This is a genomic window from Comamonas serinivorans (genome assembly GCF_002158865.1).
Taxonomy (GTDB): Bacteria; Pseudomonadota; Gammaproteobacteria; order Burkholderiales; family Burkholderiaceae_C; genus Comamonas_E; species Comamonas_E serinivorans.
The window spans coordinates 2,514,915-2,536,690 of record NZ_CP021455.1 but is presented as its reverse complement, the minus strand read 5'-3'; the positions used below and the strand labels follow the sequence as shown (position 1 = coordinate 2,536,690).

Here is a 21,776-nt window from a genome sequence, read left to right as displayed (position 1 = left end):
CTCAGCCCACGAGCGGCGTGCGAGCAGGCAGGGCGCTCAGCTCGTCCTCGCTCACGGCGCGGGCCTGCACCTCGAGCATGATGGGGATGCCATCGCGCACCGGGTAGGCCAGGCGGGCGCTGCGAGAAATCAACTCTTGCCGCTCGGCGTCGAAGTCGAGCGGGCCCTTGGTCACGGGGCAGACCAGCAATGCGAGCAGTTTGGGATCCATGGGGCAATTTTACCGGTGGGCCCCGGTGATCCTCGTTGTCACCGGGCTTGGCCTCGTGGCCACGGGGCTTGAAACCAGGGGAAACCATGAAACGCGTGATTCCGGCATTGGGCTGGCTGCTGGTCGGGGGCTGGCGTTGGGCGCGCTGGCGTACACCGGGAAGGCAGCCGTCCCGGGCGCGACGATGCGCGGAGCGAGGCTGCCCGGCAGGCGCGGCGGTAGCCGTTGCAGGGCGATGGGCACCTCCTCCTCGCGGGGCTGGATGCGCCTATGGCGGGCGGTGATGACGCTGAGGAGACCATGGCGTGGGGCCGCCAGCGCCGGGCGCGCCCATCGAGCGCCGGCAGTCGGTCGGGGTTCACCCGCGGCGCATCAAGGCATCCACGCGGGCGTCGACGGCGGCCAGCAGCTCGGCCGGCAGCGACAGCTGTAGCGGCACGGCCAGCACCTGCGGGTAGCGGGGCCAGAGCTTGACGGCGTCTTTCTCGGTGCACAGCAGAATCGGCGCTTCTGAATCTGGTGATGAGGAGTATGGATCAATCTCCGTTGTTGAAAAAACGAGATTGGATGAATACTCCGGATTTCCTACGCCGCCCACGAGGTCACCGCCTGGCGGGGCGTCGCGTGCATCGAGGGGTTGGGCATCACGGGCGCTGGTGTCGGTGTCCATGACCGTCTCGGTCCGTGCAGCCTGGTGCAGGCCCGGCTCACCCGGATGGCCCGCGGCAGCGCGGAGCGGCGGCTTCGGGGCGGCAGCCGCCTCGTGAACCCCCTGGCGCAACAGGGCGGCCAGCTCGGCGTGCTCGTCGGCGTTGCCGTGGTCGCCCAGGCCGATTTCGCGCGCCGGCACCAGGCCCTGCGCGCGCAGGGCGGCAAAAAACACCTCGGGCTTGGCGATGCCGGCAAAGGCGACCACCGCGCGCTGGCCCAGGGCCGCCAGCGGCACGCGCCGGCCGCGGGCGTCCAGCGCGTGATGCGCGAGCTGGCGGGTGGCGGCAAACACCGGAGCCGCGCTGGGGGGAAGTGGTCTGGGGCTGCGGCCGGCGTCGTGAATCTGCAGGGCCCAGTCGACGGCCACCGGCCAGGGCTCGCGCAGGGGACCGGCCGGCAACAGCCAGCCATTGCCCACGCCACGTTCGTCGAACACGCACAGCTGCAGATCGCGCGCCAGCGCCAGGTGCTGCAGGCCATCGTCGCAGACGATGAGCTGGGTGTCGGGATGGGCCGCCAGCAGCGCACGCGCGGCAGCGGCCCGCTGGCGGGCCACGAACACGGGCGCGCCGGTGCGCAGGTGGATCAACAGCGGCTCGTCGCCGACCTGCCGGGCATCCGAGGAGGGCATCACGGCCAGGGCGGCTTGGGCATGGCCCTCGCGGCCGTGGCCGCGTGAGACCACGCCCACACGCACGCTGCGCGCCTGCAGGTGTTGCACCAGCGCCAGCGTCGTCGGGGTTTTGCCGGCACCGCCGACCAAGACGTTGCCGATGACGAGCACGGGGCAGGCCACGCGCTCGGACCGGACGAGGCCGGTCGCGTAGGCCAGGCGACGCAGCCGCACCAGGCCGCCATGGACCTGCGCCAGCGGCCACCAGGCCCATGCCGGCCAGGTCCGCGATTGCCAGACGCGCCGCCAGTGCGCCTCTCGGCGGGCGGCGGCGCTGAAGTCAGGGGATTCGGGCATGCCGAGGGGTGTATGGGGTATGCATCAACGGTCGTTCATCTCCAAACGCCAGCTTGAGCATACCCCTGTGGGTCAGCGTGCGCGGCCGCTGGCCTGGCTGGCAAAGGTGATCTGCGACAGGCCGCGGCTGCGCGCTGCTTCCATCACCGTGACGACGGCCTGGTGCGGCGTCTGCGCATCGGCGCTGATGATGAGCACGGGCGGCTTGCCCGCGCCCAGCGCCTGGTGGGCAATCGCCAGGGCCGAGCCCAGCTCGGTGGCGCTGCGGCCCTGCAGCACCTGCTTGTTCACCATGTAGCGGCCGTCGGCGCCCACGGTGACGATGATCTCGCGCGGGCGGTCTTTCATGGCCTCGGTGTCGGCCGTGGGCAGGGTCAGCTGCAGCTCGGTGAACTTGTTGTAAGTGGTGGTCAGCATCAGGAAGATCAGGATCACCAGCAACACGTCGATGAAGGGGATCAGGTTGATCTCGGGCTCCTCGCGCGAGCCATGCCTGAAGTTCATTTCTGCCCCCCGGCGTTGCGCAGCGCGATCAGGTGGCGCTCGAACTGGGCGGCCGACAGCTCCATGGTCAGCAGGTAGCCGTCAACGCGGGCGCGGAAGTAGCGCCAGAAGATCAGGGCCGGGATGGCGACCACCAGGCCGAAGGCGGTGTTGTAGAGCGCGATGGAGATGCCATGGGCCAGCTCGGCCGGGTTGCCGCTCACGGCCGCACCCTGCGTGGGCGCCTGCGAGCCGAAGATCACGATCATGCCGATCACCGTGCCCAGCAGGCCGAGCAGCGGCGCTGCGGATGCGATGGTGGCCAGCGCGGGCAGGAAGCGCTCAAGCTTGGCGGCGGCGCGGCGCCCGGCGGCCTCGAGCGTGACGCGGATGGTCTCGTCGCTGGCCTTGGGGTTGGCGTTCAGCAGGCGCAGGCCGCTGGCCAGCACCTCGCCCAGCACCGAATGCTGCTCCAGCTGCGTCACCACATCGGGCCCAGGCACGCCGTTGCGGCTGGCGGTCATGGCCTCATCCACGAGCTTGGGGGGCGCGACCTTGCCCGTCTTCAGGGACAGGAAGCGTTCAACAATCAGCGCGAGCGCCAGCACGGAACACAGGATCAAGGGCCAGATTGGCCAGCCAGCGGCTTGAATGATGGACCACAAGGTTGAGAGCTCCCAGGCGGGGGTTGGCAACGAAAAGCAGCGGCGATTATGGCCCAGGCGCTGGGCGCCTCAGGCGGGCGACGGCCCCGCATGGCCGACAATCGGGGGTCGGGCGCAGCACCCGTGTTTCACACCGCAAACGCCCGCGGTCGCCCACAAAATCTGTGGATAACTTTGTGAACAAGCCGAGTCGGTGAGCGCCAAAAGCACGCCAATACACGGTTGGCGACAGAATGATGAAAATTTAAGCAAATAAAAAATGTTTAAAATCAATGGGTTACCATGTAAACCCGTCACTTCCCCCGTGTTTTTGGGGGGCGTTGACAGTGGTGTGACGGCTGTGGAGTGTTTCACGGTGCCTGCCGCGCCTGCCATGGCGCTGTACGCCTTGCCATTACGACATTTGGATGACAAAACCGCCTTGGGCCGGCCCTGCGGAGCGGTTTCTCATGGCTGAGGCTTGGGGGACAAAGCCCGTGGTCTGGGAGGTGGGGGCCTTGTGCAAGGCGGCCGACCAGGCGCTGGCCATGCGGTTCGGGGCGGTGTCGGTGCGCGGCGAGCTGTCCGGGTTTTCCCGCGCAGGCAGCGGGCACTGCTACTTCACGCTCAAGGACGGCCAGGGCCAGTTGCGCTGCGCCATGTTCCGGCGCGCGGCGCAGGGCCTGGGCTTCGCGCCGCGCGATGGCGACTCGGTCGAGCTGCAGGGCCGGCTCGGGGTGTACGAGGCCCGCGGCGACCTGCAGCTCGTGGTCGAGCGCATGCGGCCCGTGGGGCAGGGCGCCTTGTACGAGCGTTTCCTGCAGCTCAAGGCGCGGCTGCAGGCCCAGGGCCTGTTCGACGCCGACCGCAAACGCCCGCTGCCGGCCATGCCGCGCGGCATCGGCCTGGTGACCTCGCTGGGCGCCGCCGCCCTGCACGATGTGCTGACCGCCTTGCGCCGCCGCGCACCGCACGTGCCGGTGTGGCTGGCGCCGGCGCGGGTGCAGGGTGCCGAGGCGCCGGCCTCCATCCAGGCTGCGCTCGAGTCGCTGTATCAGGCGGTTGCCGATGCAGATTCATCGCAAAACCCGGCATACCCCCAGATCGATGTCGTTGTGCTGGTGCGCGGGGGCGGCTCCCTGGAGGACCTGTGGGCCTTCAACGACGAGCACCTGGCCCACGCCATCGCGCGCAGCCCGGTGCCGCTGATCGCCGGCGTGGGGCACGAGACCGACTTCACCATCGCCGATTTCGTCGCCGATGTGCGTGCCCCCACGCCCACGGCTGCGGCCGAGCTGGTCAGCGCCTCGCGCCAAGCCCTGTGGCGCGAGCTGCAGGCCTGCCAGACGCGTTTGTCACGCGCCCTGGAGCGGCGCGTGCAGCAGCAGGCCCAGCGCCTGGACGGCGCGGCGTCGCGCCTGGCGCGGCCCGCGCAATGGCTGCAGGGCCAGCGCCTGCGGCTGGCCGAGGCGCAGGCCGGCCTGCGCCATGGTGTGCAGCGCCACCGCGAGCGCGAGGGCCATCGGCTGGACCAACTGGCCCGCCGGCTGGACCAGGCCGTTCGCACCCAGGCCAGCCGGGCCGAGGATCGCCTGCAGCGGCTGGACGAGCGCCTGCAGCATGGCCGCGGGCGCGATCTGGAGCGGCGCGCCGAGGCGCTGACGCGCATCGGCCTGCGCCTGAGCCTGCTGGATCCGCAACACGTGCTGGACCGCGGCTACAGCCTGCTGGTGGACGAGCAAGGGCAGGTGTTGTCGCACGTGGCGCAGCTGCGGCCCGGTACGCCCGTGCGGGCGCACGTGGCGGACGGCCATGTCGACCTCTCGGTCACGCAGCCGCGCCTGCTGTAGGCCGATGCGCCGCAGGCGCGGTGGTCAGCGGGACGATGGCGGCGCATTTCGTAACCGCGTCCGTCATGGGGCCGCTGTAAGTTCCTAGAATCACCGGGTCGGCCAGCGTTGCCTGGCTCAGGCCAGGCGGCTCACGCCGCGCCAACTCCAAAACCCAACCACGAGGATTCCACATGGAACGCACTTTGCCTCCGCTGCCTTATCCCCACGACGCCCTGGCACCGCACTACAGCAAGGAAACGCTGGAGTTCCACCACGACAAGCACCACAACGCCTACGTGGTGAAGCTCAACGAGCTGCAAGTGGGCACCGAGTTCGAAAACATGGAACTCGAAGACGTCATCAAGAAGTCCTCGGGCGGCATCTACAACCAAGCCGCCCAGATCTGGAACCACACCTTCTTCTGGAGCTGCATGAAGCCCAATGGCGGCGGCGAGCCCACGGGTGCGCTGGCTGACGCCATCAACAAGAAGTGGGGCTCGTACGCCGACTTCAAGAAGGCCTTTGTGGCCTCGGCCGTGGGCAACTTCGGTTCGGGCTGGACCTGGCTGGTGAAGAAGGCCGACGGCAGCGTCGACATCGTCAACATGGGCGCCGCCGGCACGCCGCTGACCACGGGCGACACGGCTGTGCTGACCGTGGACGTCTGGGAGCATGCCTACTACATCGACTACCGCAACCTGCGTCCCAAGTTCGTCGAGACCTTCCTCGAAAAGCTGGTGAACTGGGAGTTTGCGGCCAAGAACTTTGGCTGATAAACGAATCGCCTGGCATACTGCTGCCAGATGACTGAAAAAGCCGCCCATGCGGCTTTTTTCATGGGCCGCGGTTGCGCCTCGCGCGGGAGCTTTGGCCACGAGGCCAGATCTCGAAAGCCGCTGCAGCGGGCATGCATCGCGGGCAGCCGGGCCGGTGGCACCGTGGTTCTGTCAACCCTACACGTGTGCAGCGCGCGCGCACGTGGCTTCACCTTTTCTTTTGCATGAGCGCATCACCAAGCCCTTCAACAACGTCCCCGTGGCCACGGCGCGCCGTGCGCTGGCTGGCCTGCCTGCTGCTGGCGCTGGCCTTGTGGGTGGCCGCCGTGGCGGCCTCGATCTGGCGCTATGCCGGGCTGCATGACCCGCAGGCGGCGGATGCCATCGTGGTGCTGGGCGCGGCGGTGCAGGGCCATGGGCCCAGCCCGGTGTTCGCGGCGCGCATCGACCACGGCGTGCAGCTGTACCAGCGCGGCGTGGCGCCTTTGCTGGTGTTCACGGGCGGCTCGTCGGGGCAGGGGCTGAGCGAGGCGCAGGTGGCGCAGCAGCACGCCCTGGCGCAGGGCGTGCCGCCGGCAGTCATGCGGGTCGAAACACAGTCGCGCACCACGGCCGACAACCTGCGCCTGGCCAAGCCGCTGCTGCAGGCAGCCGGGGCGCAACGGATCCTGCTGGTCAGCGACCCGTTGCACATGCGCCGCGCGGTCACCCTGGCGCGCCGTTTGGGGCTGGATGCGCATCCCGCGCCCACGCCCCACACGCGCTATGTGGGCCTGTGGCGAAAAACGCAGTTCCTGGCGCGGGAGACCTGGTTCCAGGCGTTGCTGCTGCTCGGGCTCCACACCTGACCATCCGGTTGAACAGGTGTGGGGACGCGCCTCGGTGGCCTGCAGGGCGCAGGCCTTGGGCGCTCACTCCAGGTTCTGCACCTGTTCGCGCAACTGCTCGATCAGCACCTTCATGTCGACCGAGATCTGGGTCAGTTCCAGCGCGGCGGACTTGGACCCCAGCGTGTTGGCTTCGCGGTGCAGCTCCTGAATCAGGAAGTCCAGGCGCTTGCCCATCTCGCCGCCTTTGCCCAGCAGCTGCTCGATTTCGGTCAGGTGCGACTGCAGGCGGTTGAGTTCCTCGGCCACGTCGATGCGGATGGCATAGGCCGTCGCCTCGGCGAGCGCGCGGTCGTTGGCGGCCTCGGGCAATGGCGCGCCGTTGCCGACCTTGAGGGCCTCGTTCCAGCGTTGCAGGAAGCGCTCGCGCTGCTGCTCGACGAGCTTGGGGATCAGCGGCTGCGCCCGCAGGCCCAGCTCGCGCAACTGGCCCACCTGGGCCAGCAAGATGCTTTTGAGGCGCTCACCTTCGCTGGCGCGGGCCTTCTTGAGCTGGGCAATGGCGTCTTGCACCAGGGCCGTGGCGTCGTCGGCCTCGATCGACACCTCGGCACTGTCATCGGCCGAGCACAGGCGCAGGACGTCGGCCACCGACAGCGGCTTGGCGTCGGGCATCCAGTTGCGCACGTGGTTTTGCAGCGCGGCCAGGCGGTGCATGTGGGCGGCGGACGGGTCTTCCGGGCCGTCTTGCCGCGAGCGGTTCACCGTCAGCCGCAGCTCGACCTTGCCGCGCCGCAGTGAGCGGGTGAGGGCATCGCGGAACAGGGCCTCCAGGTGGCGCGCCGAGTCCGGCAGGCGGAAGCTGATGTCCAGAAAACGGCTGTTGACGGAGCGCAGCTCCAGCCCGATTTGCTGGGCGTTGACGGCGCTGGATTCGGTTCCGGATGCGGTGCTTTTTTGCACATTGGCATATCCGGTCATGCTGTAAACTGCCATTTTCCTATTCACCCAGTTCTTTGCCTGCCCAGGCATTCCATGCCGGGACAACGCGCGCGTAGATTCTTGTGCAAAGTTGTCAAAAAATCGGCAACTTCGCGTCGAGTGGGTCAAATTATGTCAAAGGTCAAACCAGCTCCGCTGCCGCCGGACACGCTCATCGGTGGATATCGCATCATCCGCAAGCTTTCTTCGGGGGGATTTGGGGTGGTGTACCTGGCCATCGACAAGGATGGCCAGCAGGTGGCGATCAAGGAATACCTCCCGTCGGCCCTGGCCACACGGGACGCCGGGCAGCTGGTGCCGCAGGTGTTGCCCGAGAAGCTCTCGCTCTATCGCCTGGGTTTGAAAAGTTTTTTTGAAGAAGGCCGGTCGCTGGCGCAAATCTCGCACGGTTCTGTGGTGAGCGTGCTGAATTTCTTCCGCGAAAACGAAACCGTCTACATGGTGATGAACTACCTGCAAGGCGCCACCTTGCAGGATTTCATCGTCACCGCGCGCGAGCTGAAGAAGAAAAAGGTGTTTCGCGAATCCACGATTCGCTCCCTGTTCGATGAAATTCTGCGCGGCTTGCGCATTGTGCACCAGCACAAGATGCTGCACCTGGACATCAAGCCGGCCAACATTTTCATCACCGACGACGACCGCGCCGTGATGATCGACTTCGGCGCCGCGCGCGAGGTGCTGAACAAGGAAGGCCATTTCACCCGGCCCATGTACACGCCCGGCTTTGCCGCGCCCGAGATGTACCGCCGCGATGCGACCATGGGCCCGTGGACCGACATCTATGCCATCGGCGCCTGCATCTACGCCTGCATGCAGGGCTATCCGCCCAACGATGCGCCGCAACGCCAGGAAAAGGACCGCCTGGCCCTCTCGCTGACACGGCTGCGCGACGTCTACTCGGACAACCTGATCGAGGTCGTCGAGTGGTGCATGTCACTCGACCCCTTGTCCCGGCCGCAGTCGGTCTTTGCGCTGCAGAAAGAGCTGGGCCGCGAGGGCGAGCGTCGCTACACGCAGCTCACCATGGGCGAGCGCATGCGGCTCAAGTTCGACAGCGTGGTCAAGCGCGGCGGCAGCGGCGCCACGGTGCTGGGCCGCTGAGGCGGCCGCCAGCAGATCCAGTCATTTTCATCCACGGTGGCAGGCCCATGAAGTTCTCTGTGTTTCAGCTGACGCGCCGCGGCGGCCGCGACAAGAACGAAGACCGCATGGGCTATTGCTACACGCGCGAAGCGGCCTTGTTCGTGCTCGCCGATGGCATGGGGGGCCACCCCGAGGGCGAAGTGGCGGCTCAGCTGGCGTTGCAGGCCATGTCGGCCATGTTCCAGCGCGATGCCAAGCCCACGGTGGCCAATCCCGAAGAGTTCCTGGGCGCTGCCTTGCTGGCCGCGCACCATCAGATCATCCGGTATGCGGCCGAACGCGGGTTTCTCGACTCGCCCCGCACCACGCTGGTCGCCTGCCTGCTGCAGGACAACCAGGTCACCTGGGTGCACTGTGGCGACTCGCGCCTGTACGTGGTGCGCGATGGCAGCCTGCTGACCCGCACGCGCGACCATTCGTATGCCGAGCAGCAGGCCAGCGGCGTGTTCAAGCTGGGCAACGTCAACCGCAACGTGCTGTTCACCTGCCTGGGCTCGCCCAGCCGGCCGGTGTTCGACGTCGGCGGTCCTATCAAGCTGCAACAGGGCGACCGCTTCCTGCTGTGCTCGGATGGCCTGTGGGGCACCGTCGAAGACGATGAGATCGCCGGCCAGCTGGCCAGCAAGCCGGTGTCGGAAGCCGTGCCCGATCTCGTGGAGCTGGCCCTGGTGCGCGGGGGCAGCACGGGCGACAACGTCACCGTCATCTCGGCCGAGTGGCAAATGCCCACGGTGGTCGATTCGCACCTGGACAGCATCACCACCGACCTGATCAGCGAGGACGTGTTTGCCTCGACCATCCAGGCCAGCCTAGTCGACTCCAGCTACGATGACCTCGACGACGACGCCATCGAGCGCTCGATTGCCGAAATCAACGCCGCGATTGCCCGATCCTCTGCCCGTCGGCAAACTTGATTGAAGGGGTATTGCTGTTTCTCCGTTGTTTGGTCAACGGAAGTGGCGGCATACTCAATGATCTTGAGGCGAACATGTGGGAGGCGGCCTGAGTTGCCTTGCCGCTGCAGGCGTTGTGTTTCCCCAAACGTGTGGCCCAAGGCATGCCGACGCCGTTGGCGTGCGACCTTGCTCCATGCCCCTCACTGCGCCGCTCATGGCCCCGCGTCGTTCAACGGCGCCATCCACGTCAGCGGGCCGCGGGTCCAGCGTTTCTCACCCTGCGGAGCCCTGTTGTCTGCGTGTGCCGGCCAGGGATGCGGTGCGCTCGGGTTGGCGGATCCGTCCAGCCCGTGACGGTTGCCGTCGCGGCCCGATGTGCGGGCCCGCACGTCAGGCCACAAGGGCCGGCGCCTGAGCGCAGCGGGTTTGCACAGCTTCACCGGCGCTTTGCACAGGTTCAGCGCGGCTTGACGCAGCGGCACGAGGATTCACCCATGGCCGTAGGGCGGCCGCTGAAAGGAAACCTCATGTCGTTGAACACCGTGCGCATGGCCGTGACGCTGGCCCTGGCGGCCATGCTGGGCACCACCGCGGCCCAGGCCCACGCCCAGGATCGAGGCCGTTCCGCCATCGTGCTCACCCCCGTGCTGGTTCAGGCTGACCGCCTGAAGCCGGTTGACCACCGCCCGGGCCGCGTCGTGGCGGCACACGGCGTGCGCACGGGGGATCGCCTGACGCGGGGTCAGCTGGCGCGTGCCGTGACGCTGGACTGGCGCCGCCAGGGTCTGCGGGCACCCGGGCGCGATCAGCAATGGCTGCGCCTGGACCGGCAGCGCGTGCTGATCAGCAAGGCCAGCGGGCGCGTGCTGCGGGTGGCATGAGGCCGGTTTGCGGTGCAAGGCGGTTCGGTTGCCCGCCTTGCACCAGAGATGTCGAGCGCCATGCGGTCATGGGCCTTCGGTCGTGATGGGCTTGCCGGCTTCTGGGCGTGTCCGTCGCATGCCCCCGTGCAGAAGCCATGCATCTGTTGAATGCGTTTGATTCGCATGGCATGGGGTATGCATGATTTTCCGTTCGGCGTGCATCGAAAACCCATGCATACTGCTGGTCATCAAGCCTCGAGGACGCGCCCCGGGTTCATGATGCCCTGGGGGTCGAGGGCCTGCTTGATCTGCCGCATGAGCTGCAGGGCCACGGGCGATTTGTACTTGGGCAGCGAGTGCACCTTGAGGCTGCCGACGCCGTGCTCGGCCGAGATCGAGCCGCCATGCTTCATCAGCTGCTCGTAGACGATGGTGTTGATGCGCTTTTCTTCGCGCTTGAGGAAGGCCTCGCCATCGTCGCCCAGCGGCGCCTGCACGTTGTAGTGCAGGTTGCCGTCGCCCAGGTGGCCGAAGTCCACCATGCGCACGCCGGGGGTGGCGGCGGCGATCAGGGCGTCGGTCTCGGCCACGAAGCGCGGGATGTTGGACACCGGGATGGAGATGTCGTGCTTGATGTTCAGGCCTTCTTGCGCCTGGGCCAGGGGGATGCTCTCGCGGATGTGCCAAAGGTTTTTGCTTTGCGCCACGCTCTCGGCGATCACGGCATCCAGCACCAGGCCTTGCTCCAGCGCCAGCTCCATCACGTGGTCGAAGCGCTCGCGGGCGTGTGCTTCCGATTCGTTGTCGGAGTTCTCGAGCAGCACGCACCAGGGGTGGTCGGCGGTGAAGGGGATGCGCAGGTTTGGAAAGTGCTGATCGGTGAGCTGCAGCGAGAACTGGTTCATCACCTCGAAGCCGGTCAGGCCCGCGCTCAGCTCGCGCTGGGCCAGGCCCAGCAGTTCGACGGCCGCTTCCATCGAGGGCACGGCGGCAAAGGCCGTGAGCTTGGCCGCCGGCTGCGGAAACAGCTTGAGCGTGGCGGCGGTGATCACGCCCAGCGTGCCCTCGCTGCCGATGTACAGGTCGCGCAGGTCATAGCCGGTGTTGTCCTTGCGCAGGCCCGACAGGCCGTTCCAGATCTCGCCCTGGGCGGTGACGACCTCCAGGCCCAGGCACAGTTCGCGGGTGTTGCCGTAGCGCAGCACGGCGGTGCCGCCCGCATTGGTGCCCAGGTTGCCGCCAATCGTGCAGCTGCCTTCGGCCGCCAGGCTGAGCGGGTACAGAAAGCCGGCTTCGGCCGCGATCTGCTGCAGGCTTTGCAGCACCACCCCGGCTTCGACGGTGACGGTGAGGTTGGCGGCGTCGATCTTGCGCACCGCGTTCATGCGCGTCAGGCTCAGCACCACCTGCTGGCCACTTTCGTCGGGCACCGAGCCTTCGACCATGCCGGTGTTGCCGCCCTGGGGCACGATGGACACGCCGGCCGCCGCGCAGGCCTTGACCACCTGCGCCACTTCTTCCGTCGAGCCCGGACGCACCACGGCCAGGGCTTTGCCATGGATGCGGCGGCGCCAATCCTGTTCGTACGCGGAGAGGTCGCCTTCGGTCAGCACGTGAGGGGTTCCGACGATGGATTGCAGATGGGAGATCAGGGTGGACATGCGTGAAGCCAGGGGGAAGAGCGATCAGGGCGCACATGGTAGCTTGGCCCTGCGGTGCGCTGGTCGGGCGACGCAGAGCCCCCAAGGCTGGGCGGGGCGGCTGACCGTGAGCGCGCGGCGGCTCGGCGGGCGACGCACGACCAGCCACCGGTTGCGCAGGCCATGCCTAAGGGGCTTGCCTTCTGATGGCCCGGCTGCGTCGGCGCGAGGGGCACGTTGGAGCATGGAGGCGATGAAGCCAGCCATTGCGCCGCCCGAGGATGCGCCTGATGCCGCATGCGCTCACACAGACTGCAGCCGGTCGCAACACGGAGCAGGGCGGTTGTGACCACTTGGCCCTGGTCCTTGACCACGCGGTCTCCTGCTCAAGCGCTTCGGTCGGGCTGTCAGCCGCAGCCCCTTGGCGGGGCTGAGCCTGAATGGGGCAATCGAGCGTTGATCATCTCTATAGGTGGATGGAGTATGGTTTGCTGATCGATTTCTTGACAACGACAATTGGCTGATACTGCTAGTGAACATAGCTCATGCTGCAACAGCCGATCTGCATAGTTGGTTTTCGCATGAGCTCGTGCCAAAGTCGCGCTTCACGCGCAGGCGGGGTTTCAAGACACTTGCCGTCATTCTTTTGACTGACAAGATTGTTGACCCATGCGCCGAGTTTTCCTTGCCGCCGCTGCCGTGCTGGCGATGTCGCCGCTGGCCGTGCTGGCCGAAGCCGCTTACCCCAGCAAACCCGTGACCGTGATCGTGCCGTACCCGCCGGGCGGCACCAACGACAACGTGGCCCGTTTGATCGCCAAGAAGGTATCGGACAAAGCCGGCCAGCCTTTCGTGATCGACTACAAGGCCGGTGCGGGCGGCACCATCGGCGCCGCGCACGTGGCCCAGGCCAAACCCGATGGCTACACGCTGCTCAACGCGTCCATCGGCAACCTGGCGATTGCGCCGCAGCTCATCAAGGTCAACTACGACCCGATCAAGTCGTTCGACTCGGTCGCCTTCATCGGCAACGGCATCACCACCTTCGCCGTGCGCCCCGGCTTTCCGGCCAAGAACCTGCAGGAGTTCGTGAGCTATGCCAAGGCCAACCCGGGTAAGGTCACCATTGGCACGTCAGGCGTCGGCACGCCGGGCCATGTGGCCGGTGAGTACTTCCAGCAGCTGGCCGGCATCCAGCTGGTGCATGTGCCCTACAAAGGCAGCTCGCCCGCGGTGAGCGATGCCGTGGCGGGCCACGTCGACCTGGTCATCGATCCGTTGAGCACGACCTTCGTGCGCGAGGGGCGGCTGAAAGCCCTGGCCTATTTCGGCAGCGATCAGCCCCCAGAAGGGGTCAAGGGGGTGGCGTCCGTCGCCAGCCAGGGCTACCCGCAGTGGACGGCGGCCATGGGGGGCTCGTTCTTCTGGACCGCGCCCACGGGCCTGCCGCCAGCGGTGCGCGACAAGCTCACGCGTTGGGTGCTGGAAGCCCTGGCCGACCCCGAGGTGCAACAGGCCCTGGTCCATGTGCAGGTCAAGCCTGAACCGCTGGGGGCGGCCGCCACCACCGACAAGGTGCGCGAGATGCACAAGATCGCGCAGGGCGTTTTGAACGCATCGGTGAGCGTGGCCAACGCCCGCTGACACACAGGCTGTGAGATGCAGCGGGGCCAAGCCCCGCTTTTTGCGTGGACGAAAGGGTGATATGCATTTGGGGTTGTTCCTGCTGGCCGCCGGTCACCATGCCGGTGGCTGGCGCATGCCGGGTGCCGAAAGCGGCACCGAGAACTTTGATTTGATTGCGCGCATGAGCCGGCTGGCGGAATCGGCCTGCTTCGACATGGTGTTCTTCGGCGACCGGCTGGTGACCACGGCCGACTCGCCGCCGTCCATGATCACCCGGCCCGATCCACTGGTGGTGCTGGCGGCGCTGGCCACGCAGACCCAGCGCATCGGCCTGGTGGCGACCGGCTCGACGACGTACAGCGAGCCCTATGCGCTGGCGCGCGCCCTGGCGTCTGTGGACCTGCTTTCGGGCGGGCGGGCCGGCTGGAACATCGTCACCACGGTGCAGGACGGTTCCATCAACTTCACGCGTACCACTCATCCGGCGCACGACGAGCGGTACGCCATCGCGCACGAGTTCGTCGAGGTGGTCAAAGGCCTGTGGCGCTCGTGGGACGCGCAGCCCTATGTGCGCGATGCCGAACGCGGCATCTACATGGACACATCCAAGCTGCACACGCTGAACCACAAGGGACGCTATTTCGAGGTGGCCGGGCCACTCAACGTGACGCGCAGCCCTCAGGGCGAACCCGTGCTGGTGCAGGCGGGCTCATCGGGGCCCGGGCAAGCGCTGGGGGCGCGCTTTGCCGAAGTCATTTTCACGGCGCAATGGAACCTGCGCGAAGCCCAGGCGTTCTACGCCGCGATCAAGCAGCAGGTGGTGGCAGCGGGCCGCGATGCAGGCGCGGTCAAAGTCATGCCGGGCCTGATGCCCATCATCGGCCGCACGCGCGAGGAGGCGCGGGCCAAACTGGCTCAGCTGCAGTCGTTCACCGACGAGAGCAAGGCGCACTACGTGCTGGGCGCCGAGCTGGATGCCGACGTGAGCGCCTATCCCCTGGATGGCCCGGTGCCCGAGCTGCCCGTGGACGGCGCCTTCAGCCGCCGCAAGCTGTTGCTGGAGCTGGCGCATGCGCAGAAGCTGACCCTGCGCGAGCTGTACCACCAGGTGGCCAACAGCCGCGGCCACCAGATCGTCGTGGGCACCGCGGACGATGTCGCCGACCACATGCAGCGCTGGGTGGAGGCCGAGGCCGCCGACGGCTTCAACATCATGCCGGCGTACTTTCCGGGGGGCTTTGACGACGTGGTGCACGAGGTGGTGCCGCGGCTGCAAGCACGCGGCTTGTTCCGCCAGCGCTACGCCGGGTCAACCCTGCGCGACCACCTCGGTTTGCCCATCGCCCTGTAGCGGGAGAGCGGGGCGCTGCTCACCTGCGCGAATCTGGCGCGACCCGCCAGATTGCGTGCGGGTCGGAGTGCTTGAACAGCACGTCTGGCGCGCCCAGCAGACACAAGCTCCAAGTGCCCAGGGTGGGCCCAGGGGGGCGCTGCGGATGACGGGCAGCGGGGACGGTCACTTGGGCGGTGTCGCAAATCGGGTGCAGTCGAAATTGGCTGGGTCAGGCAGACTTGGTCGGTGAAGGTGGATGCGCGTGCCGACCATCCCCAACCAGTCGGTGGCCAAGGCCGTCGCCGCACCACGAGCGCGTAGTGGACGTGATGGAGGATCTGGTGAAGTTCACCCTGTTGACGCGCGACTGCGCGGACCGCTACAGCGAGAGCGCCGAAGCGCTGTTCAAGCGGGTCAACCTGCGCAGCCTTCGTGCTGTCTGGCAGCACCTTGCCGGCTGGTCAGCAGGTGCAGTCATGGCCCTTCATGCAAAGAAAAAGCCCACATCAGCGTTTGCTTGATGTGGGCTCTTATGTGGTACAAATCAATAGACAACGTGCAAGTCATTGATTTAATTGTCTATTTGGCGGAGAGGGCGGGATTCGAACCCGCGGTGGGGATTAACCCACACACGCTTTCCAGGCGTGCGACTTAAACCGCTCATCCACCTCTCCGGCAAGCCCGCCATTGTAGCAGCACTGGCGGACTTTTTCCGACTGGCTGCAAGATTGTTGTACGGAATCTCGCTTTGGAGCGCCTTGCACGGGGCGCCGCGTGAACCTGAGGCCAAGGAGAAGCACCTCGAGTGCGGGGACCACATGCACGACCGCGCTCCGGAGCGCAGACGGAGCGAGGCTTCTTGGCGCCTTGATGGTAGCCGTCAAGAACATCTGCATGTGATTCAAAGGCAACGTGTGTCAAAAGCACGCCCGATGCGCGGTTGATGAAGCGAACTCATCCCATAATCGAAAAATGGCTCCTCGCCAGGATCCAAGGAATGCGGTGGTCCATGCCATGGTTTTCCGTTTCCTGCAGCGATGACCCTTTGGCCATTTCAACTTTTAAAATGCACAGCGAACGCGAGGGGTTGTAAGTATGAAGTATTGCGCAGAGGTGTTGCTTTCTTCCTTGGCATGCATCGGTGTATTGAACGGTGCGCACGCGGCAGAGATCACCGTTACCGCTGATTCGAATTATTTTTTGGGCTGGAGTTTCAGCACTTTTCCTCGTCCTGCGGTAGGCACAACCTACTGGTACTACCAGAATACTACAGGCCTTCCCGGGGCAGATGTCTTGCCGGCTGGAGGGGGGCAGACTGTCGGAGCCTTCAATGGCAACCCGTTGACGTGGACCGTTGATCCGCCGACGCGCCTGATTACTGCTGGCGTCTGGGCGGGCACCAATTATTTTGGAAATCCCAGTTATCTGCCGGCAAACATCGGGGCGCCGTCAACCCCTCCGGGCCAGGGGTTCATCAGTCGGGGAACCGCGTCCTTTTCGTCTCCCGTTCCTTTTCGGCAAGGTTCCGTCCTGTTCATTCAGGATGTTGACGGCAACGAAAATTTCAAGTTCTCCTTTCTGGACTGCGCCGGGAACCCTGTGGATGCCGGCGATTTTGATTTTCTGAGGATATCGACGTCGAATACACCGAGCCATGGCATCGAAGGAACGGCGCCGGCGCAGTACTGGCGCGTGACGTCTGCGCTGGGCAACGATCCCAACACCGTCAACGGCATTGCCATCACTGCGCCCAATGTCTGCCGCATTGATGTCGATGGCGACAAGCCATCCATCGGTGGCAGCGTCAACCTGTTCCTGGGCTCGCCCCCCAACGTGGTGCCGACTGCCGTGCCTGCTGTCAGTGGCCCGCCTTTGGTGGGGGGCACGGTCACGGGGACCTACACTTACGCCGATTTGGACAACAACACCGAGGATGCGACCAGCGCAGGCACAAGCTACGCATTCGTGGTAAGCCCCAACAGCACCTTGAGCCATTCGAGTGAAGGCACGGTGACGCAAGGAGGCCCTTCGAACGGCGGTGCCGTGACGTACAGCCCCAGCGCGTCTGATGAAGGTCAATACCTCTATTTCTGCGTCACGCCGATCGCCTCAGCCGGCGCCAACCCAGGTCTGGAAGTGTGCACTCCGGTGGGTCAAGTCAGCATACCCGTGGTCACCGCCCCACAGCCTGTGCCCGGCTTGTCGTTCCCGTCTCTCTTTGGCCTGACTGCCTTGGTGGGCCTCCTGGGCTGGCGGCGTCGTCAGGGTTGAGGTGCATGGGCCTGGGTGCGGCAAGCCAACCTGGGTCAGACTGATCCACGCGCGACCGCAGGCTGTGGGTGCACAGAAGCGCGAACCCATTCCTCGCGGGCTGCGCGTGGACCTGAGCCAGCAAGCAAGTGGATCGCGCTCCTCGGCGCCTTGCGGCCAGTGCAGCTGGCTGCAGTGCGCCGGGGTCGGCAGGGCCAAACACCGCAGCCAGGTGAGGGCGAAGCGAGTGGTGCCTCACCCTCATCAAAAAGCCGTGTCAGCTCTGACGCCTGCGAAAGCGCGCCAGTCCCAGCATGGCCAGCAGCGCGGACAGGCCGATCAGGCTCCCTTCGCCCAGCGTGGGCACGGGCTTGGGGGACGTGGGCGGTGTCACCACGGGCGGCACATCGAGCAGCACGCTGAAATTGACCACGTTGGTGGGGACCGTCTCGGTGAACGGACCGGGCGTGTTCGGGGTGGCGACGACGTTGGTCAGGGGAAAGAACTCCGTCGTGTTGAAGGTGGAGGTCAGCGGCAGCGGCGTGGTCAGGACCAGGGTTGGCGTGCCCACGATGGTGCCCGGGTTGCTGGTGGGTGTGATGGTGACCTGCGAGCCGGGCAGGATGTTGGGGATGGGGACGCTGACGGAGCTGGCACCGGCCGGGATGGTGACGGTGATCAGGGTGGGCGTGCTGTAGGTGGCCTCATGGCCCTGGGCCACCGGGTCGTAGGCCGTGTTGCCGGCATTGTCCTGATAGGTTTGGGGCGTGGCCTGAACCGTGAAGGTGATGGTGCTATCGGTGGGCTGCGGGTTGGTCAGCGCATACTCCACCGTGGCGGCTGTGGTCTTGGCGTTCACGAACAGGTTGGTGGTGGCGGTGCCGTTTGCAGGCAGATCCACGCCAATGCCGCCGGCAGCGGTGGTGATGTCCAAGGCATTGGGGTCCTCCTGAAAAAAGAGGTTGGTGAGCGTCACATTCGAGTCGTTCACGCTGTAGCCGGTGGCTGGGTCGTAGCCGGCATCGATGAGCCGCACATAGCCTGGGTGGAGCGTGTAGGGAACGCCCCAGGTGGGGAAGACCTCAGAGCCAGGCTCATAGAGGTGTGCACTGGGGTACAGCCGACACACGTCGGTGCCACCCGGGGTGTCGGGCGTCACCGTCAACGTTGCGCTGGAGGGGCTGGCCAGGGCGTTGCTGAAGGCCACAAAGACTTCGCTGTTGAAGCCGGTGGGCATGGCATACACGCCGTTCGAGGGGTTCAGCGTGACGGTGCCACTGCACGCCACTCGGACGCCCATCACGGTGCCGCTGGGCGGCGTCCATTCGAAGACGGGTACGGACGGCGTCCCCAGGGTTTGTTGCGGGGTGAAGTGGATGGTCCAGGTGCCCGCCCAGGCGCTCTGGCTGCTGAACAAACCGATCAACAGCAATGAACGAACCAAGGGGCGGTTGGCGCGCAGACGTGCCGGCAGCGAAAGTCTCGAGTCGTTCATGGCCTGAAAAATGGTTACAAATGGCGCAAATTCTATCCACCCGCTGCCCGTTGTGTACCTCGATCCCGCGCATTGACACCTGAGCCTTTCGTGCCACCCGGCGCGCACGGACCCGCAGCGCGGCGATTTGCGGGCCTTCTCGTGGGATGCTCCTGAATCCCGCCTGTCGGAGGTGTGGGGCGCTCGACGGACACGTGGGCTTGAGGGGGACAAGACATTGGCGCCACAGCAGACCCGTGCGGCTGGCGGATTTCGTTCTGCGTGGCCGGGCGAGCAGGTTGTTCGAGCGCGCGGCGGCAGGCGGCTTGCGGGCCAGCGCGGGTGACCGCATTCCAGGCGCGCCCGGCGCAGCAGAAGTTTGAAAACGGGCCATGCCAGCCCGTTTTCCTCCTGTTGCAGAGCGCCGCAGCGACAGCCCGCCGTCCGGCCACTCACATGAGCAGATGCTCGCCCGCGTTGTCGCCGCCCAGGATCACGTAGTTCACCTTGCGGATGTGGGCCAGCGCGGTGCCGCCGGCGTAGCTGATGGAGCTTTGCAGGTCCTGCTCCATCTCGATCAAGGTGTCCTTGAGGTGGCCCTTCACGGGTTCGAGGATGCGCTTGCCTTCCACGTGGCGGTACTCGCCCTTGTTGAAGTCCGAGGCCGAGCCGTAGTACTCCTTGAAGCGCTGGCCGTCGACCTCGACCGTGGCGCCGGGCGACTCTTCGTGGCCGGCGAACAGCGAGCCGATCATCACCATCGTGGCGCCAAAGCGCACGCTCTTGGCCACGTCGCCGTTGTGGCGGATGCCGCCGTCGGCAATGATGGGCTTGGTCGCCACGCGTGCGCACCACTTCAGCGCCGACAACTGCCACCCGCCCGTGCCAAAGCCGGTCTTGAGCTTGGTGATGCACACCTTGCCCGGCCCGATGCCGACCTTGGTGGCATCCGCACCCCAGTTTTCCAGGTCGATCACGGCTTCGGGTGTGCCCACGTTGCCGGCAATCACAAAGCTCTCGGGCAGCTTGTCCTTGATGTAGCCGATCATGTCGCGCACCGAGTCGGCATGCCCGTGCGCGATGTCGATGGTGATGTAGTCGGGCACCAGCCGCCGGGCGGCCAGTGTGTCCACCGCGGCGCGGTCGGCCGCCTTGACCCCGAGCGAAATCGACGCGAAGCAGCCCTTGGCCTGCATGTCGGCGACGAAGGCGACGGTGTCCAGGTCGAAGCGGTGCATCACGTAGAAGTAACCGTTTTGCGCCAGCCAGGTGGCGATGGACTCGTCGATCACCGTTTTCATGTTGGCGGGCACCACGGGCAGCCGAAAGCGGCGAGGGCCGAAGGTGACGTGGGTGTCGCACTCGGATCGGCTGTCCACGCGGCATTTGCGGGGCAGCAGCTGCACCTGGTCGTAGTCGAAGATTTCCATGTCTCAAGCCTTTCAAGGCGGCTGCCGGTCAACGGTGGCCGCCGGTTCAACGATGAGCGCTTGGCTTGGGCTGGTTGGCCGCGCCGGCACCGGGGTGCGGGCGCAAAAAAACCAGGCGCAAGAAACTTGGGCCCGGTGATTGATTGTAGACGGCCGCGCTTGACCCCGGCGTTTGCCCGGAATGCTTGGCATCGGGTTGGGGTATGCCCATGCTTGCGATTCGATTTGATCGGCAAGGTGACCGTACTGCCATGGATAGCGACAAAGCTCGCACCACCTCTGTGACCGCTGCGACAGCCGTCGCCTGCGCGCTGTGCCAGAGTCAGCCTCCGGTGCCCGTGGGCGCGCAACGGCGGTTGCGCAGCACAGGCGTCCATCACCACCACAGACCGAGTGCCCTGCGTCAGCGCGCGTCAGGGGGCTCAGCCGGAGACACCATGTCCGTTATTGATCAAGACCCTCAATTGCAGGCGTTTCGCGAAGAGACGCGCGCCTGGTTGCTGGCCAACTGCCCGCCCGAAATGCGCGAGCCGGTGCGCAGCGAGGACGACACCTGCTGGGGCGGCCGCAACGCCCAGTTCCAGAGCCCGGCGCAGAAGCTGTGGCTGGACCGCATGGCCGAGCGCGGCTGGACGGCACCGAGCTGGCCGTCGGAGTACGGCGGTGGCGGCCTGTCCACGGCCGAGGCCAAGGTCTTGCGCGAGGAAATGGCGGCGCTGAACTGCCGCCCGCCGCTGTCCAGCTTCGGCTTGTGGATGCTGGGCCCGGCGCTGCTGAGGTTCGGCACCGAGGTGCAAAAGCGCGAGCACCTGCCGCCCATCGTGCGCGGCGAGATCCGCTGGTGCCAGGGCTATTCCGAGCCCAATGCCGGCTCCGACCTGGCGGCCCTGGCCACGCGCGCGGTGCGCGACGGCGACGAGTGGGTGGTGAATGGCCAGAAGATCTGGACCAGCTACGCCGACAAGGCCGACAAGATCTTCTGCCTGGTGCGCACCGACACCGAGTCCAAGCACACCGGCATCAGCTTCCTGCTGTTCGACATGACCTCGCCGGGCGTGCGCACCAAGCCCATTTTGCTGATCTCGGGCAAGTCGCCGTTCTGCGAAACCTTCTTCGACAACGTGCGCGTGCCGCTCGACAACGTCGTGGGCGAGGTCAACGGCGGCTGGACCGTGGCCAAGTACCTGCTGCAGCACGAGCGCGAGATGATCGCCGGCATCGGCGACCGCCAGGGCCTGACCAAGACGCTGAGCCAGTCGGCCGTCGAGCAGGTGGGCCTGAACGCACAGGGCCAGCTGCAGGACGGCATGCTGCGCGCCGACATCGCCCGCTTCGAGCTGGATGAAGCCGCCTTCCGCGCCTGGACGCAGCAGGCCTCGGTGCAGATGCGCGCCGGCACGGCCAACCCCTCGCTCTCGTCGGCGCTCAAGTACTACGGCGCCGAACTCAACAAGCGCCGCCTCGAGCTGCTCATGAGCGTGGGCGGCGGCGATGCGCTGGAGTGGGAGAGCGACCGCTCGGACCACGGTTTCACGCCGCGCACCTGGCTGCGCTCCAAGGCCAACTCCATCGAGGGCGGCACGGCCGAAGTGCAGCTCAACGTCATCGCCAAACGCATTCTGGAGCTGCCCGGCGCCTGAGCCGAGCCTGCCCGACAAGGAGACA

At 66.3% G+C, this 21,776-nt stretch carries 18 protein-coding genes, 1 tRNA gene and 1 pseudogene; 11 read left to right on the top strand and 9 right to left on the bottom strand.

All coding sequences use genetic code 11. The features are described 5' to 3' along the window. Position 1: 1 nt before the first annotated feature. From CCO03_RS10780 to CCO03_RS10765, 4 genes are all read right to left on the bottom strand, one after another. Positions 2-211 carry a Trm112 family protein gene (locus CCO03_RS10780; RefSeq protein ID WP_087280934.1) on the bottom strand — a complete coding sequence of 70 codons (210 nt, stop codon included), beginning with the start codon at positions 209-211 and terminating at the stop codon, positions 2-4. A 358-nt stretch (positions 212-569) separates the two neighbouring features. Further along, positions 570-1,892, bottom strand: coding sequence for a tetraacyldisaccharide 4'-kinase (gene lpxK / locus CCO03_RS10775; protein WP_087280932.1), 1,323 nt, complete (start codon positions 1,890-1,892; stop codon positions 570-572). 72 nt (positions 1,893-1,964) lie between these two features. After that, a complete protein-coding gene (locus CCO03_RS10770; RefSeq protein WP_087280930.1) occupies positions 1,965-2,396 on the bottom strand; it encodes an ExbD/TolR family protein in 432 nt (143 codons plus the stop codon). Then, positions 2,393-3,040 carry a MotA/TolQ/ExbB proton channel family protein gene (locus CCO03_RS10765; RefSeq protein WP_087280928.1) on the bottom strand — a complete coding sequence of 216 codons (648 nt, stop codon included), beginning with the start codon at positions 3,038-3,040 and terminating at the stop codon, positions 2,393-2,395. The genes CCO03_RS10770 and CCO03_RS10765 overlap by 4 nt, the downstream gene beginning before the upstream one ends. A gap of 449 nt (positions 3,041-3,489) precedes the next feature. Here CCO03_RS10765 and xseA point away from each other — a divergent pair, with 449 nt between their 5' ends. From xseA to CCO03_RS10750, 3 genes are all read left to right on the top strand, one after another. After that, positions 3,490-4,869 (top strand): exodeoxyribonuclease VII large subunit, encoded by a 1,380-nt coding sequence (xseA, locus tag CCO03_RS10760; protein ID WP_087280926.1) that lies wholly within the window; start codon positions 3,490-3,492, stop codon positions 4,867-4,869. A 173-nt stretch (positions 4,870-5,042) separates the two neighbouring features. After that, complete coding sequence (locus CCO03_RS10755) at positions 5,043-5,624, top strand: superoxide dismutase (RefSeq protein ID WP_087280924.1); 582 nt, start codon at positions 5,043-5,045, stop codon at positions 5,622-5,624. Positions 5,625-5,851: 227 nt separating this feature from the next. After that, a complete protein-coding gene (locus CCO03_RS10750) occupies positions 5,852-6,475 on the top strand; it encodes a YdcF family protein (RefSeq protein WP_087280922.1) in 624 nt (207 codons plus the stop codon). A 63-nt stretch (positions 6,476-6,538) separates the two neighbouring features. Here the strand turns inward: CCO03_RS10750 and CCO03_RS10745 are convergent, their stop codons facing one another. Continuing rightward, positions 6,539-7,450 (bottom strand): YicC/YloC family endoribonuclease, encoded by a 912-nt coding sequence (locus CCO03_RS10745; protein WP_087280920.1) that lies wholly within the window; start codon positions 7,448-7,450, stop codon positions 6,539-6,541. 117 nt (positions 7,451-7,567) lie between these two features. Between CCO03_RS10745 and CCO03_RS10740 the strand changes: the two genes are divergently transcribed. From CCO03_RS10740 to CCO03_RS19760, 3 genes are all read left to right on the top strand, one after another. Beyond that, positions 7,568-8,557, top strand: a complete 990-nt coding sequence (locus tag CCO03_RS10740; protein WP_087280918.1) for a serine/threonine protein kinase — start codon at positions 7,568-7,570, stop codon at positions 8,555-8,557. 47 nt (positions 8,558-8,604) lie between these two features. Beyond that, the gene (locus tag CCO03_RS10735; protein ID WP_087280916.1) at positions 8,605-9,513 is read left to right on the top strand and encodes a PP2C family protein-serine/threonine phosphatase; all 909 of its coding nucleotides are present in this window, start codon (positions 8,605-8,607) and stop codon (positions 9,511-9,513) included. Positions 9,514-10,022: 509 nt separating this feature from the next. Continuing rightward, complete coding sequence (locus tag CCO03_RS19760; protein ID WP_157667637.1) at positions 10,023-10,376, top strand: RcnB family protein; 354 nt, start codon at positions 10,023-10,025, stop codon at positions 10,374-10,376. Positions 10,377-10,606: 230 nt separating this feature from the next. Here CCO03_RS19760 and CCO03_RS10725 read toward each other — a convergent pair whose 3' ends face one another. Beyond that, positions 10,607-12,019: an FAD-binding oxidoreductase gene (locus CCO03_RS10725; RefSeq protein ID WP_087280912.1), complete on the bottom strand. Its 1,413-nt coding sequence runs from the start codon at positions 12,017-12,019 to the stop codon at positions 10,607-10,609. Between the two features lie 648 nt (positions 12,020-12,667). Here CCO03_RS10725 and CCO03_RS10720 point away from each other — a divergent pair. From CCO03_RS10720 to CCO03_RS10710, 3 genes and pseudogenes are all read left to right on the top strand, one after another. Then, on the top strand, positions 12,668-13,642 hold the full coding sequence (locus CCO03_RS10720) for a Bug family tripartite tricarboxylate transporter substrate binding protein (protein ID WP_087280910.1): 975 nt from the start codon (positions 12,668-12,670) through the stop codon (positions 13,640-13,642). Between the two features lie 61 nt (positions 13,643-13,703). Further along, positions 13,704-14,975 carry an LLM class flavin-dependent oxidoreductase gene (locus CCO03_RS10715; RefSeq protein ID WP_087280908.1) on the top strand — a complete coding sequence of 424 codons (1,272 nt, stop codon included), beginning with the start codon at positions 13,704-13,706 and terminating at the stop codon, positions 14,973-14,975. A 232-nt stretch (positions 14,976-15,207) separates the two neighbouring features. Continuing rightward, positions 15,208-15,388, top strand: a pseudogene (locus CCO03_RS10710) (arsenical resistance protein ArsH); the annotation flags it as partial. Between the two features lie 153 nt (positions 15,389-15,541). On the opposite strand, the gene CCO03_RS10705 reads toward CCO03_RS10710, so the two are convergent. Continuing rightward, a tRNA-Ser gene (locus tag CCO03_RS10705) sits at positions 15,542-15,631 on the bottom strand. Between the two features lie 442 nt (positions 15,632-16,073). Here CCO03_RS10705 and CCO03_RS19755 point away from each other — a divergent pair. Then, positions 16,074-17,228, top strand: a complete 1,155-nt coding sequence (locus CCO03_RS19755) for a hypothetical protein (protein WP_169717465.1) — start codon at positions 16,074-16,076, stop codon at positions 17,226-17,228. Positions 17,229-17,484: 256 nt separating this feature from the next. On the opposite strand, the gene CCO03_RS10695 is transcribed toward CCO03_RS19755, so the two are convergent. Further along, positions 17,485-18,702, bottom strand: a complete 1,218-nt coding sequence (locus CCO03_RS10695) for an IPTL-CTERM sorting domain-containing protein (protein ID WP_087280904.1) — start codon at positions 18,700-18,702, stop codon at positions 17,485-17,487. Positions 18,703-19,133: 431 nt separating this feature from the next. Further along, complete coding sequence (locus CCO03_RS10690; protein ID WP_087280902.1) at positions 19,134-20,111, bottom strand: GMP reductase; 978 nt, start codon at positions 20,109-20,111, stop codon at positions 19,134-19,136. Positions 20,112-20,548: 437 nt separating this feature from the next. On the opposite strand from CCO03_RS10690, the gene CCO03_RS10685 reads away from it, so the two are divergent. After that, positions 20,549-21,751 (top strand): acyl-CoA dehydrogenase family protein, encoded by a 1,203-nt coding sequence (locus CCO03_RS10685; RefSeq protein WP_087280901.1) that lies wholly within the window; start codon positions 20,549-20,551, stop codon positions 21,749-21,751. Positions 21,752-21,776 lie beyond the last annotated feature (25 nt).